Consider the following 22,163-nt stretch of genomic DNA (forward strand, 5'->3'; position numbering starts at 1 on the left):
TTCGTTCCCCCCTTGGGCGTATTCGTGTGCGAGTTCTAACGCGCCCGATTGGCCTGCCAAGCGAATGCTTCAGGAGACCATTCGCGCATGGAAAAGGGGCGCCGGATCGCTCCGCCGCCCCCCTTGGTGATCTCTCGATCGCGTGATTGGCGGGCGCTCAGCCCTGGCGCGTCCCGCTCATCGGCATGGCACCGAAAGCGCCGGCATTGACGCTGCCGGTCAGTTGGTCGCCATCAACGGTGGCGCTGCCTTCCAGCTTCATCGGCATCGGGACGGTCATGTTCATCGTCCAGTTCAGGTTGTTGCCGTCGATCTTGCCGTTTTCGATGTCCATCGAACCCATCGCGCCGGCGTTCTTGCCGGTGAAGGTGCCATCGCCGTTGTCTTCGATGGTGAACACGCTCTTCTGGTCACCCATCGGGGTCTTGGTGATGCAATCGTAGCTGCCGGCAACAGACATGGGCAAATCCTCTGAATGATTGGAAAGGGAATGACTGGAAGGGTTATTCCCCGCTGCTGACATCGGTGTCAACGGGGGCGCTGGTATCGGCCGGCAAGTAAGTGATCGGCAGGTTCAGCTTGGCGAGCTGCGGATCGATCACGTCGCGGTCGCCCACGACCACGATCGTCAGCCCGCCCGCGCCGAGATAATCCCGCGCCGCCTGGTCGATCGCATTCGTCCGGATGGCGCGATAGGTATCGGGCAGCTTGCTGTAATAATCGTCCGGCCGGCCGCGCGCCTGCAGGTCCAGCAGCGCGCGCAGCACCTGGCCGTTGGTCTGGAACCGGTTGGGCAGGCCGCGGATGTTGCCGTCGGTCACGCGGTTGAACTCGTTCGCGTCGACCCCTTTGTTGCCGCCCGCGAACTGGCCGATCACGTCGAGCGCCAGCGCGACCGAATCGCCCGTGCGATCGGCCTGGACCGGCGCCGAGAAGGTGAACAACCGCTGCCCTTCAGGCGCGGTCACGCCGGTGCGAACGCCATAGCTCCACCCCTTGTCCTCGCGGATCTGCAGGTTCAGGCGCGACAGGAAACCGCTGCCGAGCACTTCGTTGGCAAGGTCGAGCGATTCCAGGTTGGCGGCGGCACCGGTGATCGGCAGCAACCGCCCGGCATAGATCACCGATTGCGGCGAGTTCGGCCGGTCGATCACCACCAGCCGGCTTTCGGTCGCCGGGGCGATCTGCGGCAGGTCCTTCTTCGCGAGTGCTTGCTGGCCGCTCGACCAGTTGCCGAACGCCTGGTTCAACTGGGGCAGCAGTTCGGCCATCGTGACATCGCCGACCACGGTGATCCGCGCGTTTTCCGGGCGAAGCCAGGCTTGCGCCTCGGCTGCCAGGTCCTGCGGGGTGAGCTTGGCCACCACTGCCGTGGTGCCGAGCGCGCCCACGGTGCCGTAAGGGTGCCCTTCGCCATAGACCAGCGGCGCCAGCGCGCGCGATGCGAGCCCCTGCGGGGACGCGAGCTGCTGGGCGATGTCGGCGGCGCGCTGGTTCTTCAGCCGCGCGACGTCGTCGGCCCGGAACGCCGGATTGCGCACGATGTCCGCCATCAGTTCGAGCGACGGTGCGAGGTTGGCCGACAGGGCGGTGAGGAACACGTCGTCGTAATCGAGCGAGGTGCCGGTGGAGATGTCCGCCCCCAGCCGCTCCTGGTCCTCCGCGATCTTGGTCGCGTCGCGGGTGGTGGTACCTTCGTCCAGCGCGCTGACCATCAGCGAATGGGTTCCGGCGCGCGCCAGCCCGTCGGCCGAATACCCGGCGTTGAACCGCAGGTCGACGATCACCTTGGGCACCGCGGTCCGGCGGGCAAGAGCGACCGGAATGCCGTTGGCCAGCGTGGCGCGCTCGATCGTGGGGAAGGTCAGTTCACCCACATCGTCGACCGGCGGGATCGCGATCGGCGGCGATTTGGCAATCGGCGGGACGGGCTTCTTCGCGTCGGGCTGGGGAGCGGGAACGGTGCCCTCGTCGCCCCAGCCGCCCATGGTGGCGCCGTCTTCGGTCCGCTCGCCGGGAACGACCGCGACGGTCAGCGCTGGCCGGCTGAGCCAGCGCTGCAGCGCATCGCGCACCTGGTCCGGCGTGAGCGCGGCGATCGCCTCGAGCTGCTTTTTGTAATCCGCCGGATCGTTCGAATAGAGCAGCCCTTCGGCCAGGGTCGCGCCCTTGCCGCCGAACCCGCCGACTTCCTCCAGCGCGCCGATCTGGCCGGACATGATCTTGGTCGCGGCGCGCTGGACTTCGTCCTGCGTGGGTCCGCGCGCGATGAAGTCGGCGATCACCTTGTCGAACGCCGCTTCGGCCGCGGCCCGGTCGGTGCCGGGCTTCACGTCCATGTCCGCCTGCAGAAAGCTCAGCAGTTCCTGCTGCTGGTTGCCGGCAGACACCCGCACCGCCAACTCGTCACCGCGCACCAGCGCGTTGTCGAGCCGCGAACTCGCGAGCCCGCCAAGGATATACATGCCCACCGCCAGCGCCGGAGCGTCGGCATGGTTGATGCCGGGACCGGTCCAGGCGCGGGTGACCCGGGTGACCGGAACTTGGTCGGTCATCTCCCGCCTAATTGGCGCGGCGGGGCCGACCACCGGCGCATCGACCGGCTTGACCTCAGGGCCGCGAGGGATCGCGCCGAACCACTTTTCCACCTTGGCCCGCGCGGTCGCGACATCGATGTCGCCCGCCAGCGCCAGCACCACGTTGTTGGGCGCGTAGTGATCGCGGAACCAGTTGCGCACATCGGTCAGGTTGGCGGCATCCAGATCGGCCATCGAGCCGATCGTCGAATGGCGGTACGGGTGGCCGACCGGCAGCAGCCCGTCACCGATCGCGTATTCGACCAGGCCATAAGGCTGGTTGTCGCCCTGCCGCTTCTCGTTCTTGACCACGCTCCGCTGCTTATCGAGCTTGTCCTGGGTGACCGCGCCCAGCAGGTGGCCCATTCGGTCCGCCTCCATCATCAGCGCCCGATCGAGCGCGCCGGTCGGCACCGTTTCCACGTAATTGGTCCGGTCATACCAGGTTGAGCCATTTGTGCTGGTCGAACCGACCGCTTCGAGCGGGACATCGAAGCTTTCGACGTTCTCGCTGCCGCCGAACATCAGGTGTTCGAACAGGTGCGCAAAGCCGGTGCGTCCGCGCGGTTCGTTCTTCGATCCCACGCGGTAGTACAGTGTGACGCCCACCACCGGGCTCTTGCGGTCGGTGTGGACCAGCGTGGTCAGCCCGTTGGCGAGCGTGAAGCTGTCGTAGGGAATCGACACTTCCTCGACCAGCGCGCTCAAAGGAGCCGCAGCCGGCGCGGTGGCCTGCGCCGCCGCGACCGGAGCCGAACTTGCCGATTGCGGAGCAGGGGCAGCGGCGCAGGCGGTGAGCGCAAGCGCCAGCACGCTGGTGGAAGCGAAACGAAAAGTCATGACAGTCCCCGGGGAAGATATCGGCAAGCGGTGTGAACCGCCTGCCTAAGGTCACTTTGCCGGGTGTGTCACCACCTTTCGACTAACGGCATTCGCCAGCGCATCGGCGCGGGTGAAGTGCACCGGTTTGAGCTTGTGCTGCACGAACAACGGCGCCTGGTCGGTGAAGTGAACGCTGCCTGGCCGGGTGGTCGCGGCGCCGAAGGGCTGGATCGACTGGCTCACCACCGGCTTCCCCGGCGCCCATTCGACGAACATCACGTAGCTGTCGCCGTGCTTCACCTTGAGCCGGCCATCAGGTTCGACGTCCCATAGGGTAGAGGCGCGCAAGGTGTCGCTGCCTCCGTCGAGCGGCAGATCGACCGTATAGCGACCGGGTCCGCGGCGCAGGCGCAGAATGTCCTGCAACGGCGGGTCGAGCCGGCCAAAATGAGTCATCAGGTGGTCGGCGGCGTCCGCCAGCAGCGTCTTCACCGGGCGAAGCGGCTTGCCGGAGTAGCTGTCGCCCATCGCGGGCCGCATGATCAACAGCGCCAGCGCATCGGCCCGCCCCGCCCCGTCGGAGGTCAGGTCCCAGCCCGCCAGGATTCGCTGCGCCTTGGCGAGGGTTGGCTCGCCCCGCAGATCGAGCGCGGCAATCCCGTCGAGCACCTGTTTGACATAACCGGCCCGTTCCCACCCGGTGTCGTACTTGATCCGCTCCAGCCGCTCGCGCCCGATAGGCCCCGCCTCGTCGAGCAGCTTTTCGGCGCGGTATGCGCGGTTCGTCATGCGCAGCTCGACGCCCATCTCGGGCGGCGCGCTCGCGGGATCGAGGTTGCTTGACTTCCCGGCCGCGACAAACGGCGTGTTGTTGGCGTTGAACACGAAGCCGGAAGCGGGGTTCAGGTAGTGCGGCAAGCTGTCGTACGGCACCAGGCTTTGCCAGATCACATCGCTGCGGTCGCCGGGCAGCACGCCGCGCCAGTTCGGCCCCCGCTGCCGCTGCGGGATCGCGGCGTTATACCAGTAGGCGATGTTGCCCGCCTTGTCGGCGTAGATGAAGTTGGTCGAAGGCACCGCCTGACGCGCCAGGATGGATTGCCACTCGGCATAGGTCTTCGCCTTGTTCAGATCATAGTAGGCGTCGAGCGTGGCCAGCGAATCCATCCCGCCATAGCGGAAGGCGAACGCACCCTTGTCGTTCATGATCACCGGGCCGTGCACGCTGCGATAGACCTTCTGGGTCACCGGAATGACCAGCGGGCCGAAGCGCACCGGCAGGCGCACGGTGCTCTCCTGCAGCGGCAGCCACTTGCCATCGAGCCGGTAGCGGGTCTTGCTGTCGTCGAGCGCCAGCTGGTACACGTCCACCATGTCGGGCTCGTTGACCGTGTTGGTCCAGCCCAGGTCCTCGTTATGGCCCAGGAACGGGAACGGGCTGCCGGGAAAGTTCGCGCCGGCATAGTGCCAGCCTTCGCCGCTCTCCACGACCAGCTCGTACCACGCGACGCCGCCTTCCCACGGCTGGTGGCTGTTCGACACCAGCCGGGTGGTGCCGTCGTCCGAGCGGCCCGGTGCGATGGCGAAAGCGTTCGACCCGAGGTGCTCGGCCGCCTCGCGGTCCGGTAGCGGGGTGTTCAGCGCCGGGCCGGGATCGGGCAGCAGCGTTTCGCCCGCGACCAGCGGGCCGACGGTGTTGTTGAGGCCGAAGAAGAACGGCTGACGCAGGGCGAAACCGGTAGCGACATCCTCTCCGTTGACGGGGAACAGGTTGCCGAGCCGGACCTCGCCCGGATGCGCGGCGGCATAATCGTTGAGGCCGACCGCGTAGGCATCGAGCAGCGCCCGCGTACCGGGCTTGAGCTTGTCGTAATTCCGCCGCACCGTCCCGCGTGCATCGAGCAGCGCCAGCACGTAATCGAACTTCGCGCCGTCCTCGCCCGCCAGGGCGCCATAGCGGCCGCGGGTCATTGCCACCACGTCCTGCAGCGTGCGGAAATCGTCTTCGGCGTGCGCCAGCGCCACGCCGTATGCGACGTCCGCGTCGGTCTTGCCGTAGATGTGGGGCACACCCCATTCATCGCGCACGATTTCGGCTTGGTAAGCGCGCGGGGCAGGGGCCTTGGCTGAACGTGCGGCGAGCGGTTCCCACACCATCAGCCCGATGAGCACGACCATCAGCAGTAACGCCGCCGCCACTGCCGCCCGCACACCCCACTTGCGCATCAGAATACCTCTCCCGTCGCGCGAGCCATAGTCGCCAGGCAATGAGTTGCAACCGCGCACTTGACCATCCCGGCAGCGCTCGGCACCCCCACGCGCCATGTCCTCGTTCGAGCTTGATCCCCGCCATGACGCAGACGAACTGGCCGCCCGCTTCGCGCGGGACGGCAGGGTGACGATCGACGGTCTGATCCAGCCGGATCAAGCGCTGGCGCTGCACCGCCAGTTGCGCGCGCGCGACGACTGGCGGCAGGTCATCATCATCGGCGAAAAGTTGGTCGAACTGGATCGCGCCACCCGTGCAGGCCTGACCCGGGAGCAGCAGGACGCGCTCGATCAAGCGGTCTACGCCGGCGCGCGCACCGGTTTCCAGGCGCGTTACGAAGCCATTCGCGTGCCCGATGCGGAGCGGGATCGCGCCGCCAGCGACGATCCGCTTGCCGGCCTGGCCGCATGGCTTTCGGCAGGCAACACGCGCGACTTCCTCCGCACCGTGACCGGAGAGCCCGACATCGCCTTCGCCGACGCCCAGGGCACCGCGTATTCACCCGGAGACTTCCTCACCGGACACGACGACGCGGTCGAGGGCAAGCACCGCGTCGCTGCTTATGTGTTCGGGCTGACCCCCACCTGGAGAATCGAATGGGGCGGACTGCTGATGTTCCATGAGGCGGAGGGAACCAGGGGGACCTTCATCGCGCCCGGGTTCAATCAGCTCAACCTGTTCCGCGTCGGCCAACAGCACAGCGTGTCGGAAGTGACGCGCGCGGCTGCGTATCGCCGCTACTCGGTCACCGGATGGCTCCGACGTTCCGCGGCGGGCTAGCGCCTAACCGCTAAAGCGACCCGCCCGCGCGCTCCAGCCATTCGAGCGCGGCGTCGAACCGGGCGCCGTGGTGCGCCTCGATTGCCGCGTCCTCGACCGCGCGCTCCTCGGGCGCGAAGCCGGCGGACGGGTCCTTGGCGTGATGCGGGATCGCAGGGACGGCCGCGTCGCGATGGCGCGGTGGAAGGTCCAGTACGCGCGACACTCTGGCGAGGACCGCTTCACGGTCGCTCAGCAAATCTGCAAAGCTGACCTTAACGTCTGCCGGCCACCGGTTGGCCGTGATCGCACTGTCGAACAATGCTTCCTGTTGCGCGTGGAGCACGGCGCACGCCCGGGCCGCCTGATCGAGCGGATCGGCGATGCTGCGGATGGCGGATGCCAGCAGGTCATGAAAACTCGCACTGAGCGACGCGACTTCGCCCGCGAGCCGCATGCAGAATTCGATCCGCGCGCGTCCCCCGCGAAAGATCGCCCCCAGATAGGCGCGCCGCTCCATCGACACGAACACGGCGCGCACGGGGCGGTCGGGCGCGCACAGGTCAGCCACGATCAGGTTCACCCAATTCGTGGGTTTCACCACCACGACCCCGCCTTCCCAGGCACAGGCACCCAGCCAATCTAGCGCGTGGTCGATGGCCGCCGGGAGCGGTGCCGCTGCCGAGCCGCTGCGAAGCGCCTCGCGCTGGCTGGCGATGTCCGCCAGGCACTGCGGCTCCTTCAACGCGAGAGTGCAATTCCCGTCGTCGAGGAGGCGCGCCAGCAGGGTTGAACCGCAAAAACCGACGTGGAAGATGAACCGTGACGCTGCTTGCTTGCTGCGGTGACGCAGGTGCAACGGCTGCAGCGTTTCGGACGACCAGAACCTCTCGCGGCCATCGAGAAAGCTCGCCTGCCGCATGCGTTCAGCGGTGGTGCCCACCATCACGGCTTCGCCGCGAACGCCGTCGAGCCGATGCAGGAAAGCGATCTCTCGTTCAGCCGCGGCGCTGGTTGTCATCAATTCGCACTAGCGGGCAGACCGGTCGCGATCCAGCACGTCTGGACCGTTCATCCGGAGCGTTTCGCCGCCTTGCTTGCACCGGCGCGCAAAGCCCGACATCTTTATCCGGGGCGGTCTTGAGTTGCAAATTGGCAACACCACCTAAGCGTCGAAGGACGAGGGAATCTGACGATGAATATGGAACAGTTCACCGACCGCGCGAAGGGCTTCATCCAGAGCGCGCAGACCGTTGCCATCCGCATGAGCCACCAGCGGATCACGCCCGAGCATCTCGCCAAGGCCTTGCTGGAGGATAGCGAAGGCATGGCCGCGGGCCTGATCACGCGGGCGGGCGGCAATCCGGCGGCGGCGGTGCAGGGGATCGACGCGGCGCTCGGTAAGATCGCCGCCGTCTCGGGCGGCGGCGCGCAGGCGACGCCTGGTCTCGACAACGATGCGGTGCGCGTGCTCGACCAGGCGGAGCAGCTGGCCAGCAAAAGCGGCGACAGCTATGTGACGGTTGAGCGCATGCTGCTGGCGCTGGTCCTGGCCAGCACGACCGCTGCCGGCCAGGCGCTCAAGGCGGCGGGGGTGACCGCGCAGTCGGTGGAAACCGCCATCACCGACTTGCGCGGCGGCCGGCAGGCACATTCCTCCAGCGCGGAGGAAAGCTATGATGCGCTCAGCAAATACGCGCGCAACCTCACCGAAGTGGCCAAGTCCGGCAAGCTTGATCCCGTGATCGGGCGCGACGAGGAAATCCGCCGCACGGTGCAGATCCTCGCCCGCCGGACCAAGAACAACCCGGTGCTGATCGGCGAGCCGGGCGTCGGCAAGACGGCCATCGCTGAGGGTCTCGCGCTGCGGATCGCCAACGGGGACGTTCCCGACAGCCTGAAAGACCGGAAGCTGATGGCGCTCGACATGGGCAGCCTGATCGCTGGGGCCAAATATCGCGGGGAATTCGAGGAGCGGCTGAAAGCCGTCCTCGACGAAGTGAAAGGGGCCGAGGGCGACATCATCCTGTTCATCGATGAAATGCACACCCTGATCGGAGCGGGCAAATCCGAAGGCGCGATGGATGCCGGCAACCTGCTCAAGCCCGCGCTTGCGCGCGGCGAGCTGCATTGCATCGGCGCGACCACGCTCGACGAGTATCAGAAGTACGTCGAAAAGGACGCCGCTCTCCAGCGCCGGTTCCAGCCGGTGTTCGTCGGTGAACCCACGGTCGAGGACACGATCAGCATCCTGCGCGGGCTGAAGGACCGGTACGAATTGCACCACGGGGTCCGCATCACCGATGGGGCGATCGTGGCTGCCGCGACGCTGTCCAACCGCTACATCTCCGACCGTTTCCTGCCCGACAAGGCGATCGACCTGATGGACGAAGCCGCCAGCCGTATCCGGATGGAAGTGGAGAGCAAGCCGGAAGAGATCGAGACGCTCGACCGGCGCATCATCCAGCTCAAGATCGAGGAAATGGCGCTGGGGCGGGAGAACGACCAGGCTTCCAAGGACCGCCTCGCCGCGCTGCGCGAGGAGCTCGGCAACCTGGAGCAGCAATCGAGCGAGCTGACCACCCGCTGGCAGAATGAGCGCGACAAGATCGCAGCTGAGGGCAAGATCAAGGAAGCGCTCGACGCGGCCCGGATCGAACTGGAGCAGGCGCAGCGTGAAGGCGATCTCGCGAAGGCGGGAGAGCTGTCGTATGGCCGCATCCCCCAGCTGGAGAAGCAGCTGGCCGATGCGGAAGGGCAGGCGAGCAACGCCCTGCTGCGCGAGGAGGTCACCGCCGACGACATCGCCGGGGTGGTCAGCCGCTGGACCGGCGTGCCCGTCGACAAGATGCTGGAGGGCGAGCGCGAAAAGCTGCTGGCGATGGAATCGGTCATCGGGCAACGCGTGATCGGTCAGGAACAGGCGGTGCAGGCCGTGTCCAAGGCCGTGCGCCGCGCGCGCGCGGGGCTGCAGGATCCGGGGCGGCCGTTGGGGAGCTTCCTGTTTCTCGGCCCCACAGGCGTCGGCAAGACCGAACTGACGAAGGCGCTCGCCGGGTTCCTGTTCGACGACGACAGCGCGATGGTCCGCATCGACATGTCGGAGTTCATGGAGAAGCACGCGGTCGCCCGCCTGATCGGTGCACCTCCAGGCTACGTTGGATATGAAGAGGGCGGGGTGCTGACCGAGGCGGTCCGCCGGCGGCCATATCAGGTGGTGCTGTTCGACGAGGTGGAGAAGGCGCACTCCGATGTCTTCAACATCCTGCTGCAGGTGCTCGACGACGGCCGGCTGACCGATGGGCAGGGCCGGGTGGTTGATTTTTCGAACACGCTGATCATTCTTACCTCGAACCTCGGCAGCCAGTACCTCACTCAGATCGAGGAGGGACAGGGCGTCGAAAGCGTCGAGCCGCAGGTGATGGACGTCGTGCGGGCGCACTTCCGTCCCGAGTTCCTCAACCGGCTGGACGAGATCGTCCTGTTCCACCGGCTGGGCCAGGAACACATGGCGCCAATTGTCGAAATCCAGGTGGCGCGCGTTCAGAAGCTCCTCAAGGATCGCAAGATCACGCTCGATCTGACCGACGCGGCCAAGCGGTGGCTGGGGCGGGTGGGGTATGACCCGGTGTATGGTGCGCGGCCGTTGAAGCGCGCGGTGCAGCGGTACCTGCAGGATCCACTGGCGGAGAAGATACTCGCGGGCGAAGTGCCTGACGGCAGCTCGGTCGCCATTGGTGAGGGCGACGGCGGCCTAGCGATGACGGTCTAGATAGCTCAGCCGAAGTTGGGTCTCTCCCGGCATGGCGCGATAGCTCGATAAAAAGAGGCCCCCGGTTTCCCGGGGGCCTCTTTTCTGCCTAACGGTTGCCTGATCAGAAGCCGACAGTTGCGTTCGCGAAAAACTGACGACCTGTGTAATCGAAGCCCGAGTACAGCGGCGCATTTCCGAGCGTGTTCACCGCTGCCGAAATTCGCGGCGGCTTCTTGTCGAACAGGTTGCGAACACCAACGGTGAATTCGAACTTGTCCGTTACGTCGAACTGCACCGACGCGGTGTGCAGGAAGTAGTCCGGCACCTCAAGGATGTACGAGTCGCGATACGCCTGAGCGAGGTCCTCGTCCACCGTACCTGTCGTCTCATCGTACGCGAAGTAGTCATACGTGCCCGAGCTGCCGTCGATCCACGAAACGCCGTAACGCAGAGTCACGTTGTCGATGTTGTAGGTCGCGTCGAACGTGCCAACCCAATCAGGAGTGACATAAGTGCCGTTCGCGTCGGTCAGGAACTCGTCTTCGAACAGACGAGTCGACTGCTCGGTGTACTTCGTGACGTTGGCATTGAGTACCAGGCGGTTACCGAACAGCAGGTCCGTCGCGAAGCGGCCATTGAATTCATAGCCCTTCACGATGTCGGTCGACAGGTTCACGTACCCGTTGTTGACGGTCAGGATGTTGCTCGCATCACGCTCGACGAGGCGGCAGAATCCTTCGGCCGGATCAAAGGCAACGTCGCCGTAGCAACGGCTGAGGATGTTCCCCGCACCGAGCTGTGAAACGCCGTTGTCGACCCGGATGTCAAAGTAATCAAGCGCCAAGCTGAGGCTACCAACCGACGCAGACAGGGGGGGCTGAAAGACTGCACCGACCGACCAGTTCTTCGAAGTTTCGGCCTCGAGCCCGAACGAAGCACCACCAAGGCTAAAAGTCGTGATGCTGCTCGTCTGGATGAAGGTCGTGACGTCGATCCCGATCGCGGCGCAGTTCTGTGCCGTGAGCGTGTCGTTTGGCGAGTAATCGGACGGATCGTCTGGGAAGTTATCGCTGTCGCACGGGTCGCCACCGGCACCCAGGAAGCCGCTGGTTGCGCCGAGGAACTGCTCAGCGAGTGCCGGAGCACGATAGGACGTGCCGTAGCTTCCTCGGAAGCCGAAGCCCCGGAAGACCTCCCACTCGCCGGCGATCTTGTAGGTCGTGTCGCTGCCGTAGGACTTGTAGTCCGTGTAGCGAGCCGACGCCGTCAGGTTGAGGTTTTCGAAGAACGGACGATCAGAAAGCAGCGGCAGGAACAATTCCGCAAAGACTTCCTTAACGCTGTCCGTGCCCCGGGTGGGGTCAGAGGTTGTCAGGCCGTACAGGTTACCCTGCTGCGCGTTTATGTCCGGCGTGTCGTCGATGCTTTGCTTGCGGTATTCCGCACCCAAAGCCAACTGCACGTCGCCACCCGGCAGTGCAAAAAGCGGACCGTCGACCGTGAAGATCGCCGTCGTTTCCCGGAACTTGTTGATGCCGACCGTATCCGCGAGGATGTAATCGCGGAAGGCCTGCGGCAGGTTGCCGCCTACGGTGTCTGCGTTGAGTGGCGGGGCCGCGACGCAGTTAGGGTTCGTGGCAAGGCTGGCACAGCTGAATGACCCGTCGGCATTCTGAACAACCTGGAACGAGTTTGATAGACGATCGGTCAGGAACGATTCGATGTGATATTCGCCGTCCGTCCACGACTTGCCCACGTAAAGATCGTAACGCCAGTTGGGCAGAAAGAAGTCACCGCGAATACCGCCGCCAGCGCGCACGTAGTCGACCTCCTGGCTGGAATTGGTCAAACCGTAACCGACGAACGCTCGCACGCCGAGGAAGTCCCCGCCTGTCGTTTCGTTAGGATACGCTACGAGCGAGTTCCAAAGGAACGAAGGCACCAGCGGGTTGCGACGGGTTGTATCGAAAGCGACTGGGTCTCCGTTCTCGTCGGTGATCATGGCCACCGGGTAGTCGAGGGAAAGCTGGCGGTAGAGCGGAGCTTCCGACTTACGACGGGTCGCGAGGACTTCACCGTACAGTTCAGCATTGCCGAGCGTGCCAAGTTCGTAGGTGCCCGACAGATATCCGGTGTAGGTTTCCACCGGGCTGATCAGGTATTCCTGCTGGCTCTCCGGATCGAAGCTGTCGCGATTATAGAGGCCGACACCGAGGTAACCCGGAGTCGTGCCGCCGCCCAGTCCGGGAGCCGGGACAAAGCGGTTGAACGTGCCGAGCGCACCGCTGGCGCGACCGATGCCGCTGCGGTTGCCGGTGCCAATCGTGTTGATCGTTACGCCGCCATTGTCGATGGTGAAGCAGTTGCGGGGATCGCCGATCGGATAGGGATCGCCGGATCCGAATTCGCTTCCTTCACCGTCCAGGTAGCCCGGGATGGGGCACGAGGTGAAGTCCACGTCGTTCAGGCGCAGGCCGTCGCGCTTGCGCCATTCGAGGGAGCCGATGATGTCGAGACGGTCGGTGCCGAAGCCGAAGGTAGTTGCAACGCGGCGATCGACGCCGGCGCCCACTTCGGGAACGTTGACCTGAGCTTCCATGGTGACGCCGCGCAGCTTCTGGTCGGTAATGATATTCACTACGCCTGCGATCGCGTCCGAACCGTAAACAGACGAAGCGCCGGCCTTCAGGATTTCAATCCGTTCCACGATTGCGGTCGGCAGGACGTTAAGATCTGCCGAGAGAACCGCGCCGCGTGTACCGGCGGGCGCCAGGCGGCGACCGTTCAGCAGGATCAGCGTACGCGCCGGGCCGAGGTTGCGCAGACCGAGCGTGTTGGCGCCGGTGCCGCCGTCAACGACGAAGCCGCTGTAGTAGTTGTTGATCTGTCCAGCACCGGCGGTCACTTCGCTGCTCTGCAGAGCGTCGGCCGCGCTGTTGAAACCACCCTGGGTGATTTCTTCGGCGGTGACGACGGTGATCGGCTCGATGGTCGAGAACTCGTCGCGGCGAATGCGCGAACCGGTGACGACGATCGCGCCGCTCGTTTCAGCGGACGAGCTGCCATCGGCGCTGCTCAGCGTCTCGATCGGATCGCACACGCCATCGGTGTTCTCGTCGGGGCAATCGGGTGCCTCGGTCGCGGTCGTGCTCTGCGCATAGGCAGGGGTGGCAAAAGCAGCCAGCGAGAGAGCAGCGATGCCGGCGCCTGCCAACATTCCGCTCTTGCCGCTGAGCGCGGTGAACTTGATCATGGTTTAGTCGTCCCCAGAATTTGCCGACGCGACCCGCCGGCGACACGATTAGATGCGACGCGCACTGATCCGCCACACGGGCGGACGTTTGCGATCTGGCCGAATGACCCCCACGTCGCGGTGCCGCAACCGGAAAGCTACAGCTAGGTTGCACTCGGGCAATTGTTGTTGCGCGGTTGCAACACTTGAGTTGGCAGGGGTGGTTGAGATCGCTCCGCCGGGTCCCGGCTAGTCGATCCGCTTGCCCTTGACGCCCATTTGCCCGTCGATGCGGATGAAATAGCTGGCCATTGCCGCGCGCTTGAAGACCACCGCGTCCCCGGTACGGGCTTCCCGCAGCCGCGACGGAACGTTGGTGACCTGCCAGGTCGCGCCTTCCTTGGTGCGGAACACGAAGGAATCGCCGCCGGTGTAGCGGACGCTGGTGATGGTGGTTTCCAGCATGTCCATGTCGGGTGCGTCGCTGCCGCCCCCGAACAGCCCCAGATCGGGCAGCGAGAATCCGAACAGGCCGCGGCGGGTGCGCTGGATCTCTTCCTTGTCGACCACTCTCAAGGCGCCGGCGTCCGCCGCGCTGACGATGTCCTTGGCGGCGGTGTCGTAGCACGCCAGACGCGCCGCCGGATCGGTCTGGATCTGACAGGAGCGAAGGGCGGCGAAGTGATCCTGGGTCGATGCTTGCGCCGCAACGCCGGTCCCCGCGACCGCGGCAGACAGCACAAGGGCGGCGCGAAGCGCGGCGACAGTGGAGAGGCGCATGGAGCGGTATATCCCGGGTGTTGGTGTGATGCGCAAGAATGACACAGTTTTTCGCGCCTCGCCAACTGTCACGCGATTGCCACAGTCCGCTTCATTACGCGCGGCAGAAGCACCGAGTGGATTGCGAAAGGTTGGTTTGGCCCACTACAGGCCCCGGGTCGGTGTAATGCCGAACGAGATACCGCGGCTCTAGGACCCGCGTGAAAAAGGGGATGAATATGTCCAATCGTCAGAACAAGGCGGTGCTCATGGTCGGTACGATCATGGCGTCGCTCGCAGTCGTCAGCCCGGCCTACGCGCAGTCGGACAGCCAGCCGCAGGAAAACCCGGTCGGCACCGACATCGACGCCGACGCCGGCACCGGCGGAGAAGCGATCGTCGTCACCGGTTCGCGCATTCAGCGCCGCGACCTTACCTCGACCAGCCCGCTTGCCACCGTGCAGGACGAAGAGTTCAAGCTGTCGGGTTCGGTCAACGTCGAGCAGGTGATCAACACCCTGCCGCAGGTCGTTCCAGGCGCTACGTCGTTCTCGAACAACCCGGGCGGCGGCGTTGCCACCCTTAACCTTCGTGGCATCGGCACCGCCCGCACCCTCGTGCTGGTCAACGGCCGCCGCTATGTATCGTTCGATCCGCAGCAGATCGTCGACCTCAACACCATTCCGCAGTTCCTGCTCGACAGCGTCGACGTGGTGACCGGCGGTGCTTCGGCCGTTTACGGTTCGGACGCGCTCGCAGGCGTCGTCAACTTCCGCCTGAAGCAGGACCTCAGCGGCATCGAAGCTGGCGGCCAGTACAGCATCACCGATCGCGGTGATGGTGCGCGCTACCAGGGTTTCGTGGCAATCGGTGCCAACACGGGCGACGGACGCGGCAACGTGACCGCCTATGCCGAATATTTCCGCCGCAAGTCGGTTTTCCAGGGCGCGCGCGAGTTCTCGCGCTTCGCACTGGGTGACGATGGTACCGTGCTGTCGCCGGCCGGATCGCCGACCACTCCACAGGGCCGCATTTCGGTTGCTCCGACCTCGGTCGTGGGCGTCGATCCCGATGGCGCCGGTCCGCTGACCGCACCGACGCTCACGCGCGGCGTGGGCGCTTATGCGAGCGATTTCGGCGCGAACTTCGGCTCGCCGGGCGTGTCGGACGTGTTCGACTTCCCGGGCGATCTCTACAACTACGCCCCGGCTAACTACCTGCAGGTTCCGCAAGAGCGTTACTCGATCGGCGGCTACGGCCACTACGACATCACGGACAACATGACCGCGTTCGTCGAAGCGACCTTCGTCAACAACCGGGTGGCCAACGAACTGGCCGCGACCCCGGTCGGCGGCACCTTCAACGTCAACCTCGCTAACTCGCAGGCGTATCTGTCGGCGGCCGACTTCGCACAGCTGCAGCAGATCGACGCCAACGAGACCGCGATCAACGCCGCGCGCGCCGCTGCTGGCCTTGCGCCGCTGTTCGGCCCTGCGGCCACCGGTGGCCTCGACGCCCGTCTGCCCGGCATCGTGCAGCTGAGCATCAGCCGCCGTATCTTGGAAACCGGGTCGCGCAACACGCTCGACGAGCGTAACGCGTTCCGCGTGCTCGCCGGTGTTCGTGGCGGCGCGTTCGCTGACTGGACCTACGAAGCGTATTACAGCTACGCCCGTACCCGGAACGCCAACATCCAGGCCGGCAACATCTCGAGCTCGGCATACCGCCGCGCGGTCGAGAACGGCACGATCAACGTCTTCGGCGCGGGCACGCTCGACCAGGCGGATGTGGATTCGATCTCGATCCTCGCTCAGAACGGTGAAATCTCCACGCTGCAGGTCGCTTCGGCCTCGCTCGCGGGGACCCTCGGCAACTTCGGCTGGGGTGCAGAGGACATCGGTCTCGCGATCGGTACCGAATACCGCAAGGTCGCCGCGCAGTTCATTCCCGACACGGCGCTGTCTTCGGGTGACGTGGTCGGCTTCAACGCCGGCGACCCCACCGCGGGCAGCTACAACGTGAAGGAAGTGTTCGGCGAAATCCGCGTTCCGCTGATCGCTGACAAGCCGTTCTTCTACCGTCTCGACCTGAACGGCGCTGCCCGTTACTCCGACTACTCGCTCGAAGCGGTGGGTGGCACCTGGACGTACGCTGGCGGCATCGAGTTCGCTCCGGTTCCGGACATCACCTTCCGTGCTCAGTACCAGCGCGCGGTTCGTGCTCCGAACGTGGGCGAGCTGTTCGGCGGCCAGTCGAATGGCTTCCCGGGCGCGACCGATCCCTGCTCGCTTGCTTCGGCAGCGACCAACGCCACCATCAACGCGCTCTGCCAGGCGACCGGCGTACCCGCTGGCCTAGTCGGCAATGCAGGCCTGCAGCCCGCGTCGCAGATCCAGGGCCTGTTCGGCGGCAACCCGGACCTCGAGGAAGAAACTTCGGACACCTACACCGCCGGTGTGGTCATCCGTCCGTCGTTCATTCCGCGCCTGAACATCTCGGTCGACTACTTCAACATCACGGTCGACAACTACATCTCGACCCTCGGTGGTGGCCTGAACGGTACCCTGGACCTCTGCTATAACGTGATCCAGGACATCAACAGCGTCTACTGCCAGGCGATCGCCAACGGCGGACGTAACCCGGCCAACGGCCAGATCGGCGACGGCGACTTCCTGCCGCTGATCGGTAACGCCAACGTCGCCAAGGTCGAAACCCAGGGCGTCGATTTGCAGGTCGATTACAGCATGCCGCTGTCGTTCGGGATGTTCGGTGAAGAGTCGAAGGTGAACTTCTTCTTCCTCGGCACCTACACCAAGGACTTCAAGTTCTACGCGGTGCAGGATCTGGACGACTTCACGCAGTGCGCCGGTCGCTTCGGCCAGCTGGTCTGCGGTAATCCGCAGCCCAAGTACAAGTGGTCGAGCCGCCTGAGCTGGATCGATGGCCCGCTGACCACCAGCCTGCGCTGGCGTCACCTGGGTTCGGTGCGCGACGACGACGTCTCGACGGACTACGTGGTTGAGCGTCTCAAGTCGTACAACCTCATCGACTTGTCGCTGGGCTTCGACATCACCGAGCAGTTCAGCCTGTCGATGGGTGTGAACAACCTGTTCGACAAGCAGCCGCAGCTGATCGGCGACAACCAGGAGCAGGGGAATACCTACCCGGGTGTCTACGACGTGCTGGGCCGCGACTACTTCGTTTCGGTCAACCTGAAGTTCTGATCGAACCGACGCTTAAACGAAAAGGGGGCGGCACCAGCGATGGTGCCGCCCCCTTTTCGTGTCCTATTCGATACGATGCGTACCGTGGGACCAGCCGGAAATGGGAAGGCTAGTCCAGGCGACCGATCAGCCTGAAATCGGCGAACGCCGACGTGCCGCGGCCGTCGTTGAGCGGGTGGCGCTCCCGCTGTCGAAGCCCGGCCGCGTTCAGTGCAACCGACAAGGCGGTGTCGTCTGCGATCTGCGCACACGCGGCTTCCAGCGCGTTCAACCGTCCGATCTCGCCCATGGCTCTTTCTTCGATCTCCCGGATCGCCGCTGCGACCTCGTTCGCGGGACCGGCTTGTCCGCGCGCGAGTGTCAGCCGAATGGCCTCCGCGATCTCCCACGCCGCCGATCGGGCACCGAACAGTTCGGCACCGCGCTGCGGCGCATCGCGAATGGGGGCAGGCGGATAAAGCTGTCCGGGCGCGCATCGATCGAGCGCCCGGCGCGCCATCGAGGGAAGCTTGGCCTCGAATAGCGCCCACTCGATCCCCTGCCGCCGTCGCACATTCTGCGCGTAGATCGGACCGTCGCGGTGGTGAGTCACCAGGCCGATCACGCCGTCGCCGGTGAGGACGCGGGCGAATTCCGCCGCGGCCGCTGCCAGATCGCCATACTCGAACGCGAACTGCCCGACGATCGCATCGAAGGCGCCGGCGGCAGCCGGCAGCTGCTCCATCGCCACCCCTCCGCGCGACCGGGTGTCGGCGGGCGGCGGGGGAAGCTCCGGCGCGAGATCGATGCCTTCCAGCTGCAGGTCGGAGCGCTCCGCCAGCATCCAGCCCATCACCCGGCCATCCCCGGTGCCGATGTCGAGCACGCGGGCGCGTGCTGGCAATGATTGCGCGAATTGCCGCCAAACGCTCGACAGAACCTCAGCCAGGCCGCCGCCTGCCGGCAGGCAGCCGGGCTTGCCGGCAGGCGCTGCACTGCCGCGCCAGAACGCGTTCCACGCGGCGGAGTGCGTCCCGGTCGTCAAGCGGACGCCCCAGCAGTGTGGACATCGAACGCCACGGTCATCCGTATTCCGCCGGAGAATGGCCGTGTGCCGTGAAACAGCGTGCTGGGGAACAGCGCTAGATGGCCAGGAACGGGGCGGATCACGTGCAAGGGCGGCAGATCGAGGCGCAGGTCCGCTGCGGGGCGCCCGACTTCGAGCCAGCCGGCTTCCGGATCTTCGTCCAGCGTAGGTGGCGGAAATTCGACGTACAGCGCCGAAGAGAGGATGCCCAGAGGATGGATATGCGCGGTGTGGTGGTCCCCGCCGCCCGCCAGCCGCACGGACCAGGATCCGGCGATGCGCCAGGGGGCGTCCCGGTGACGGAGCAGCGGGTGGGCCGCATCGGCGGCGGGCAGCTGGGCGCGATAGTCCTCCAGCGTCGCATCGATGGCATCGGCCAGCCGAGCGAACGGCGGGTCAAGGCGGTCGAACAACCCTCCTCGGGTCTGGGTGCCGCCACGGAGCGACTGGCCGAGCGGCGGAGCGGCCGCGTCGTGCAATTGATGGAGCAGCGCGGTGACTTCCTCGCGCAATTCGGTCCAGCCATGAAGCGGGAGCATGGCGACCAGACCGGGCTGCTCGTGAAGCCACCCGGCGCGCGGATCGTCCAGCAGGCGCCACGCGACCCCATGCAGAGCCCAGGCGGTGACATTCGCATCGTCGGCTTCGCGCACCCGGTCGAGCAGTCGGACGGCTGCATCGGGCTGCCCCACCCGCAGCCGGTGGCGCGCTTCCAGCAAGTCACGGTTGGTGCTCCGCAGCGGCAGCCCGCGCCAGATCAGCTCCGCGCGCGCGTTATCACCGGCCGCGCCGGCGTGCTGGGCTTCCAGCATGGCGAGTTCGGGGATCGCCGGGAACCGCGTGCGCGCAGCCGCGGCCCGATCTGCGGCGGCGCCAAAGCGGTCGAGCGCGCCCAGCGCCTCGACATGCGCAGCCGCGATTGCGGGGTCTCGGGGCAGGGCCGCTTCGGCCGCGGCGAAGGGACGGGTGCAGTCGGGATCGCCGGCTTTCAGCAGCAGAGCCGCTTCGAACCGCAAGGATTCGATCCACCCCGGCATCTGGGCCGTCAGGGCAGCGGCGACCTCGGCCGCCTCGGCAAACCGACCATCCGCTTCGAGCGCCTGCGCCTTGCCGAGCCACCGTTCGCGGTCGCCGGGTTGCGCCGCGATCGCCCGCTCGAATTGCTCGACCGCATCCGGCTCCGCTCGCTCCAGCGCCACCCGGGCGCGTCCCAGGGTGGCGCGGGCGTGGCCCGGCTCCGCCGCCAGCGCCGCATCATACCAGCGCGCGGCTTCCGCCCGCTGGCCAAGCGCGAGCGCGCGCGCCGCCCTGACGGAACAATACCGCGCATCGCGCGCGCCGGCGGCGGCATGGTGCACCAACGCGTCGATCGCGGCCTGGTCGCGTCCGCACCGGCCCAGCGCGATGGCATGGTTGATCGCGTATTCGAGCGATGCCGGATCGGCGTCGACCGCGCTGCCGAACGCGGCGGCGGCATCTTCCACCTGCCCTGCGCGCATCGCGGCGTTGCCCGCGCTGTTCCACAGCGGCGCGTCGGAGCCTCGCTGGCGGGCGGCGGCTTCGAGCAACCGGAAGGCTTGCAAGGGATCGCCGGCGGCGGCGGCAGCGCCCGCCTGTCGGCGCGCTTCGTCTGCCAAGCCGGTCACCGGTCGCGCAGCCAGCCGGTGATTGCCAGCCGCCCGAGCGGCGCGAACGGCGGAACATAGCTGACCAGATGGCTCTGCGGGACGGCAAACAGGTTAAGCGCGTTGAACCGGGGGCGAAACCCCTCGACCACGTCGCCTTCATCGTCGAGAAACAACAGGTAGCCGCCCCAGTCGGGATGCCAGTCCTGCGGTGCGAAATTGAGGACGTAGGCGATCCGCCAGCCTTCCGCGACGTGGCTGTCGATATGGCGGCCGAGGTAATGATTGGGCGCGTACAGCGTCGCTTGCCCATCCGCCTTCACCAGGCTGTCGATGCCCGTCACATCGCGCGCCAGCTGCAGGAAGTCGGGAGCGTTGAGGTATTCCAGCAGCAGTTCGTGGGGGCCGTCCGGTTCCCACCGGTTCTGCAGCGCATCGACCATCGGATAGTGCGCAAAGCGGAAGCCATAGTCGCCGCGCGCCGAGGCGGCGTGCGCGGCGAGCGCCGCTGCGTTCGCGCGCTCCCCGCCGCCCGGCGCGGCGAGTTCGTGCGCACGCAGGCTGACAGGCGGCGTCGCCTCGCCATCGCCGCCCCGCGTCGCCAGTCCCCACCGGGTTCCGCGGCGCAGGATGCCGGCCACTTCTTCCGCCGTTTCCGGCGTCAGGACGTCGCGCACCTGCACCCGGCCGCGCTCCGCGAAGCGCCGCGCGCAATCCGCTCGATCAAGCGCGGGATTGATCTGGAACAGCTTTTTCATTGCGGGATCACAGGTTGGTCCAAGGCTGGTCTTTTGGCGCTGGGCAGGATGCTTGGCAAGCGACCGGGTCGAGGCTTGACCTGCGCGAAACTTCCCATAGGTCGGTTGCCAATCGATACGGAGATCAACATGACCACTGCCTACATCGTCGATGCCGTGCGCACCGCCGGCGGTCGCCGCGGCGGCAAGCTCGCCGGCGTTCACCCCGTGGACCTCGCCGCCGCTTCGCTTGATGCGCTGGTCAGCCGCACGGGGATCGACCCCTCGCGCGTGGACGATGTCGTCATGGGCTGCGTAACGCAGGCGGGCGAGCAGTCGATGCAGGTCGGCCGCCACGCCGTGCTCGCGTCCAAACTGTTGCCGCAATCGACACCTGCGGTGACGATCGACCGCCAGTGCGGATCGTCCCAGCAGGCGATTCAATTCGCAGCACAAGCGGTGATGAGCGGGACGCAGGACGCGGTGATCGCGGCCGGCATCGAAAGCATGAGCCGGGTGCCCATGGGCACCAGCGCGACCTTCCACATGAAGGAAGGGATGGGGCACTACAAGTCGCCCGGCCTCGAGGCGAAGTTCCCCGGCATCATGTGGTCGCAGTTCGCCGGGGCCGAGATGATCGCCGACAAATACGGTTTTTCCAAGGAAGACCTCGACCGCTTCGCTTACGAAAGCCACCGCAAGGCAATCGCCGCGACGGAAAGCGGCGCGTTCCAGCGCGAGATCGTGCCGATCACCATCCAGACGCCCGACGGAGAGGCGCAGCACACGACCGATGAAGGCATCCGCTTTGACGCGACGCCCGAAAGCATCGCCGGGGTGAAGCTGCTCAAGGAAGGCGGCAAGCTGACCGCGGCGACGTCCAGCCAGATCTGTGATGGATCGAGCGCGGCGCTGATCGTATCCGAGGCCGCGCTGAAGGAACTCGGCCTCACGCCCCGCGCGCGCATCCACACGCTGACCGTGACCGCCGGCGATCCGGTGATCATGCTGGAAGAGCCGCTGTTCGCGACCGACAAGGCGCTGAAGCGCGCCGGGCTGACGATCGGTGACATCGACCTCTACGAGGTGAACGAGGCGTTCGCATCGGTCCCGCTCGCGTGGCTCAAGCACACCGGTGCTGATCCGGACAAGCTGAACGTCAACGGCGGCGCGATCGCGCTCGGCCACCCGCTCGGCGCCAGCGGTACCAAGCTGATGGCGACCCTGCTCAACGCGCTTCAGGCGCGCGGCAAGAAGTACGGCCTGCAGACGATGTGCGAAGGCGGCGGCGTCGCCAACGTGACCATCATCGAAGCGGTCTGAGTTTCATTCAATCGGGA

General features: G+C 66.0%; 13 protein-coding genes. 4 read left to right on the top strand and 9 right to left on the bottom strand.

All coding sequences use genetic code 11. The annotated features are described in order from the left end of the window. Positions 1-157 precede the first annotated feature (157 nt). The 3 genes from E0504_RS11380 to E0504_RS11390 are packed head-to-tail and all read right to left on the bottom strand — an operon-like array spanning position 158 to position 5,624. Positions 158-460: a hypothetical protein gene (locus E0504_RS11380; RefSeq protein ID WP_131624131.1), complete on the bottom strand. Its 303-nt coding sequence runs from the start codon at positions 458-460 to the stop codon at positions 158-160. Positions 461-503: 43 nt separating this feature from the next. Continuing rightward, complete coding sequence (locus E0504_RS11385) at positions 504-3,416, bottom strand: pitrilysin family protein (protein ID WP_131624133.1); 2,913 nt, start codon at positions 3,414-3,416, stop codon at positions 504-506. A gap of 51 nt (positions 3,417-3,467) precedes the next feature. Then, on the bottom strand, positions 3,468-5,624 hold the full coding sequence (locus E0504_RS11390; protein ID WP_131624135.1) for an acylase: 2,157 nt from the start codon (positions 5,622-5,624) through the stop codon (positions 3,468-3,470). A gap of 97 nt (positions 5,625-5,721) precedes the next feature. Here E0504_RS11390 and E0504_RS11395 point away from each other — a divergent pair, with 97 nt between their 5' ends. Then, a complete protein-coding gene (locus E0504_RS11395; protein WP_131624137.1) occupies positions 5,722-6,447 on the top strand; it encodes a 2OG-Fe(II) oxygenase family protein in 726 nt (241 codons plus the stop codon). A gap of 10 nt (positions 6,448-6,457) precedes the next feature. On the opposite strand, the gene E0504_RS11400 is transcribed toward E0504_RS11395, so the two are convergent. Next, positions 6,458-7,447, bottom strand: coding sequence for a hypothetical protein (locus tag E0504_RS11400; RefSeq protein WP_131624139.1), 990 nt, complete (start codon positions 7,445-7,447; stop codon positions 6,458-6,460). A gap of 174 nt (positions 7,448-7,621) precedes the next feature. Between E0504_RS11400 and clpB the strand changes: the two genes are divergently transcribed. Next, a complete protein-coding gene (gene clpB / locus E0504_RS11405) occupies positions 7,622-10,198 on the top strand; it encodes an ATP-dependent chaperone ClpB (RefSeq protein WP_131624140.1) in 2,577 nt (858 codons plus the stop codon). A gap of 103 nt (positions 10,199-10,301) precedes the next feature. Here clpB and E0504_RS11410 read toward each other — a convergent pair whose 3' ends face one another. Together E0504_RS11410 and E0504_RS11415 are read right to left on the bottom strand one after the other, a co-directional pair. Then, positions 10,302-13,433, bottom strand: a complete 3,132-nt coding sequence (locus E0504_RS11410) for a TonB-dependent receptor domain-containing protein (RefSeq protein ID WP_207912476.1) — start codon at positions 13,431-13,433, stop codon at positions 10,302-10,304. Positions 13,434-13,661: 228 nt separating this feature from the next. Continuing rightward, positions 13,662-14,192, bottom strand: coding sequence for a hypothetical protein (locus E0504_RS11415; protein WP_131624142.1), 531 nt, complete (start codon positions 14,190-14,192; stop codon positions 13,662-13,664). A 200-nt stretch (positions 14,193-14,392) separates the two neighbouring features. Here E0504_RS11415 and E0504_RS11420 point away from each other — a divergent pair, with 200 nt between their 5' ends. Further along, entirely contained in the window at positions 14,393-17,395 is a 3,003-nt protein-coding gene (locus tag E0504_RS11420; RefSeq protein WP_207912477.1) for a TonB-dependent receptor domain-containing protein, read from the top strand. Positions 17,396-17,504: 109 nt separating this feature from the next. Here the strand turns inward: E0504_RS11420 and E0504_RS11425 are convergent, their stop codons facing one another. From E0504_RS11425 to E0504_RS11435, 3 genes are read right to left on the bottom strand one after another with little or no spacing between them, the layout of a single operon-like run. Continuing rightward, positions 17,505-18,419 (bottom strand): class I SAM-dependent methyltransferase, encoded by a 915-nt coding sequence (locus E0504_RS11425; protein WP_165938487.1) that lies wholly within the window; start codon positions 18,417-18,419, stop codon positions 17,505-17,507. Beyond that, entirely contained in the window at positions 18,416-20,107 is a 1,692-nt protein-coding gene (locus E0504_RS11430) for a putative 2OG-Fe(II) oxygenase (RefSeq protein WP_131624148.1), read from the bottom strand. Before E0504_RS11430 ends, E0504_RS11425 begins: the two co-directional genes overlap by 4 nt. Beyond that, positions 20,104-20,844, bottom strand: coding sequence for a 2OG-Fe(II) oxygenase family protein (locus E0504_RS11435; RefSeq protein WP_131624150.1), 741 nt, complete (start codon positions 20,842-20,844; stop codon positions 20,104-20,106). The genes E0504_RS11430 and E0504_RS11435 overlap by 4 nt, the downstream gene beginning before the upstream one ends. Before the next feature lie 129 nt (positions 20,845-20,973). Here E0504_RS11435 and E0504_RS11440 point away from each other — a divergent pair, with 129 nt between their 5' ends. After that, positions 20,974-22,146 carry an acetyl-CoA C-acetyltransferase gene (locus tag E0504_RS11440; RefSeq protein ID WP_131624152.1) on the top strand — a complete coding sequence of 391 codons (1,173 nt, stop codon included), beginning with the start codon at positions 20,974-20,976 and terminating at the stop codon, positions 22,144-22,146. Positions 22,147-22,163 lie beyond the last annotated feature (17 nt).

The sequence above is a fragment of the Parafrankia sp. BMG5.11 genome (genome assembly GCF_004337455.1).

Excerpts from the sequence above, each read along its gene's own strand:
- E0504_RS11380 (WP_131624131.1), bottom strand. The coding sequence starts at position 460 with ATGTCTGTTGCCGGCAGCTACGATTGCATCACCAAGACCCCGATGGGT.
- E0504_RS11385 (WP_131624133.1), bottom strand. The coding sequence starts at position 3,416 with ATGACTTTTCGTTTCGCTTCCACCAGCGTGCTGGCGCTTGCGCTCACC.
- E0504_RS11390 (WP_131624135.1), bottom strand. The coding sequence starts at position 5,624 with ATGCGCAAGTGGGGTGTGCGGGCGGCAGTGGCGGCGGCGTTACTGCTG.
- E0504_RS11395 (WP_131624137.1), top strand. The coding sequence starts at position 5,722 with ATGTCCTCGTTCGAGCTTGATCCCCGCCATGACGCAGACGAACTGGCC.
- E0504_RS11400 (WP_131624139.1), bottom strand. The coding sequence starts at position 7,447 with ATGACAACCAGCGCCGCGGCTGAACGAGAGATCGCTTTCCTGCATCGG.
- clpB (WP_131624140.1), top strand. The coding sequence starts at position 7,622 with ATGAATATGGAACAGTTCACCGACCGCGCGAAGGGCTTCATCCAGAGC.
- E0504_RS11410 (WP_207912476.1), bottom strand. The coding sequence starts at position 13,433 with ATGATCAAGTTCACCGCGCTCAGCGGCAAGAGCGGAATGTTGGCAGGC.
- E0504_RS11415 (WP_131624142.1), bottom strand. The coding sequence starts at position 14,192 with ATGCGCCTCTCCACTGTCGCCGCGCTTCGCGCCGCCCTTGTGCTGTCT.
- E0504_RS11435 (WP_131624150.1), bottom strand. The coding sequence starts at position 20,844 with ATGAAAAAGCTGTTCCAGATCAATCCCGCGCTTGATCGAGCGGATTGC.
- E0504_RS11440 (WP_131624152.1), top strand. The coding sequence starts at position 20,974 with ATGACCACTGCCTACATCGTCGATGCCGTGCGCACCGCCGGCGGTCGC.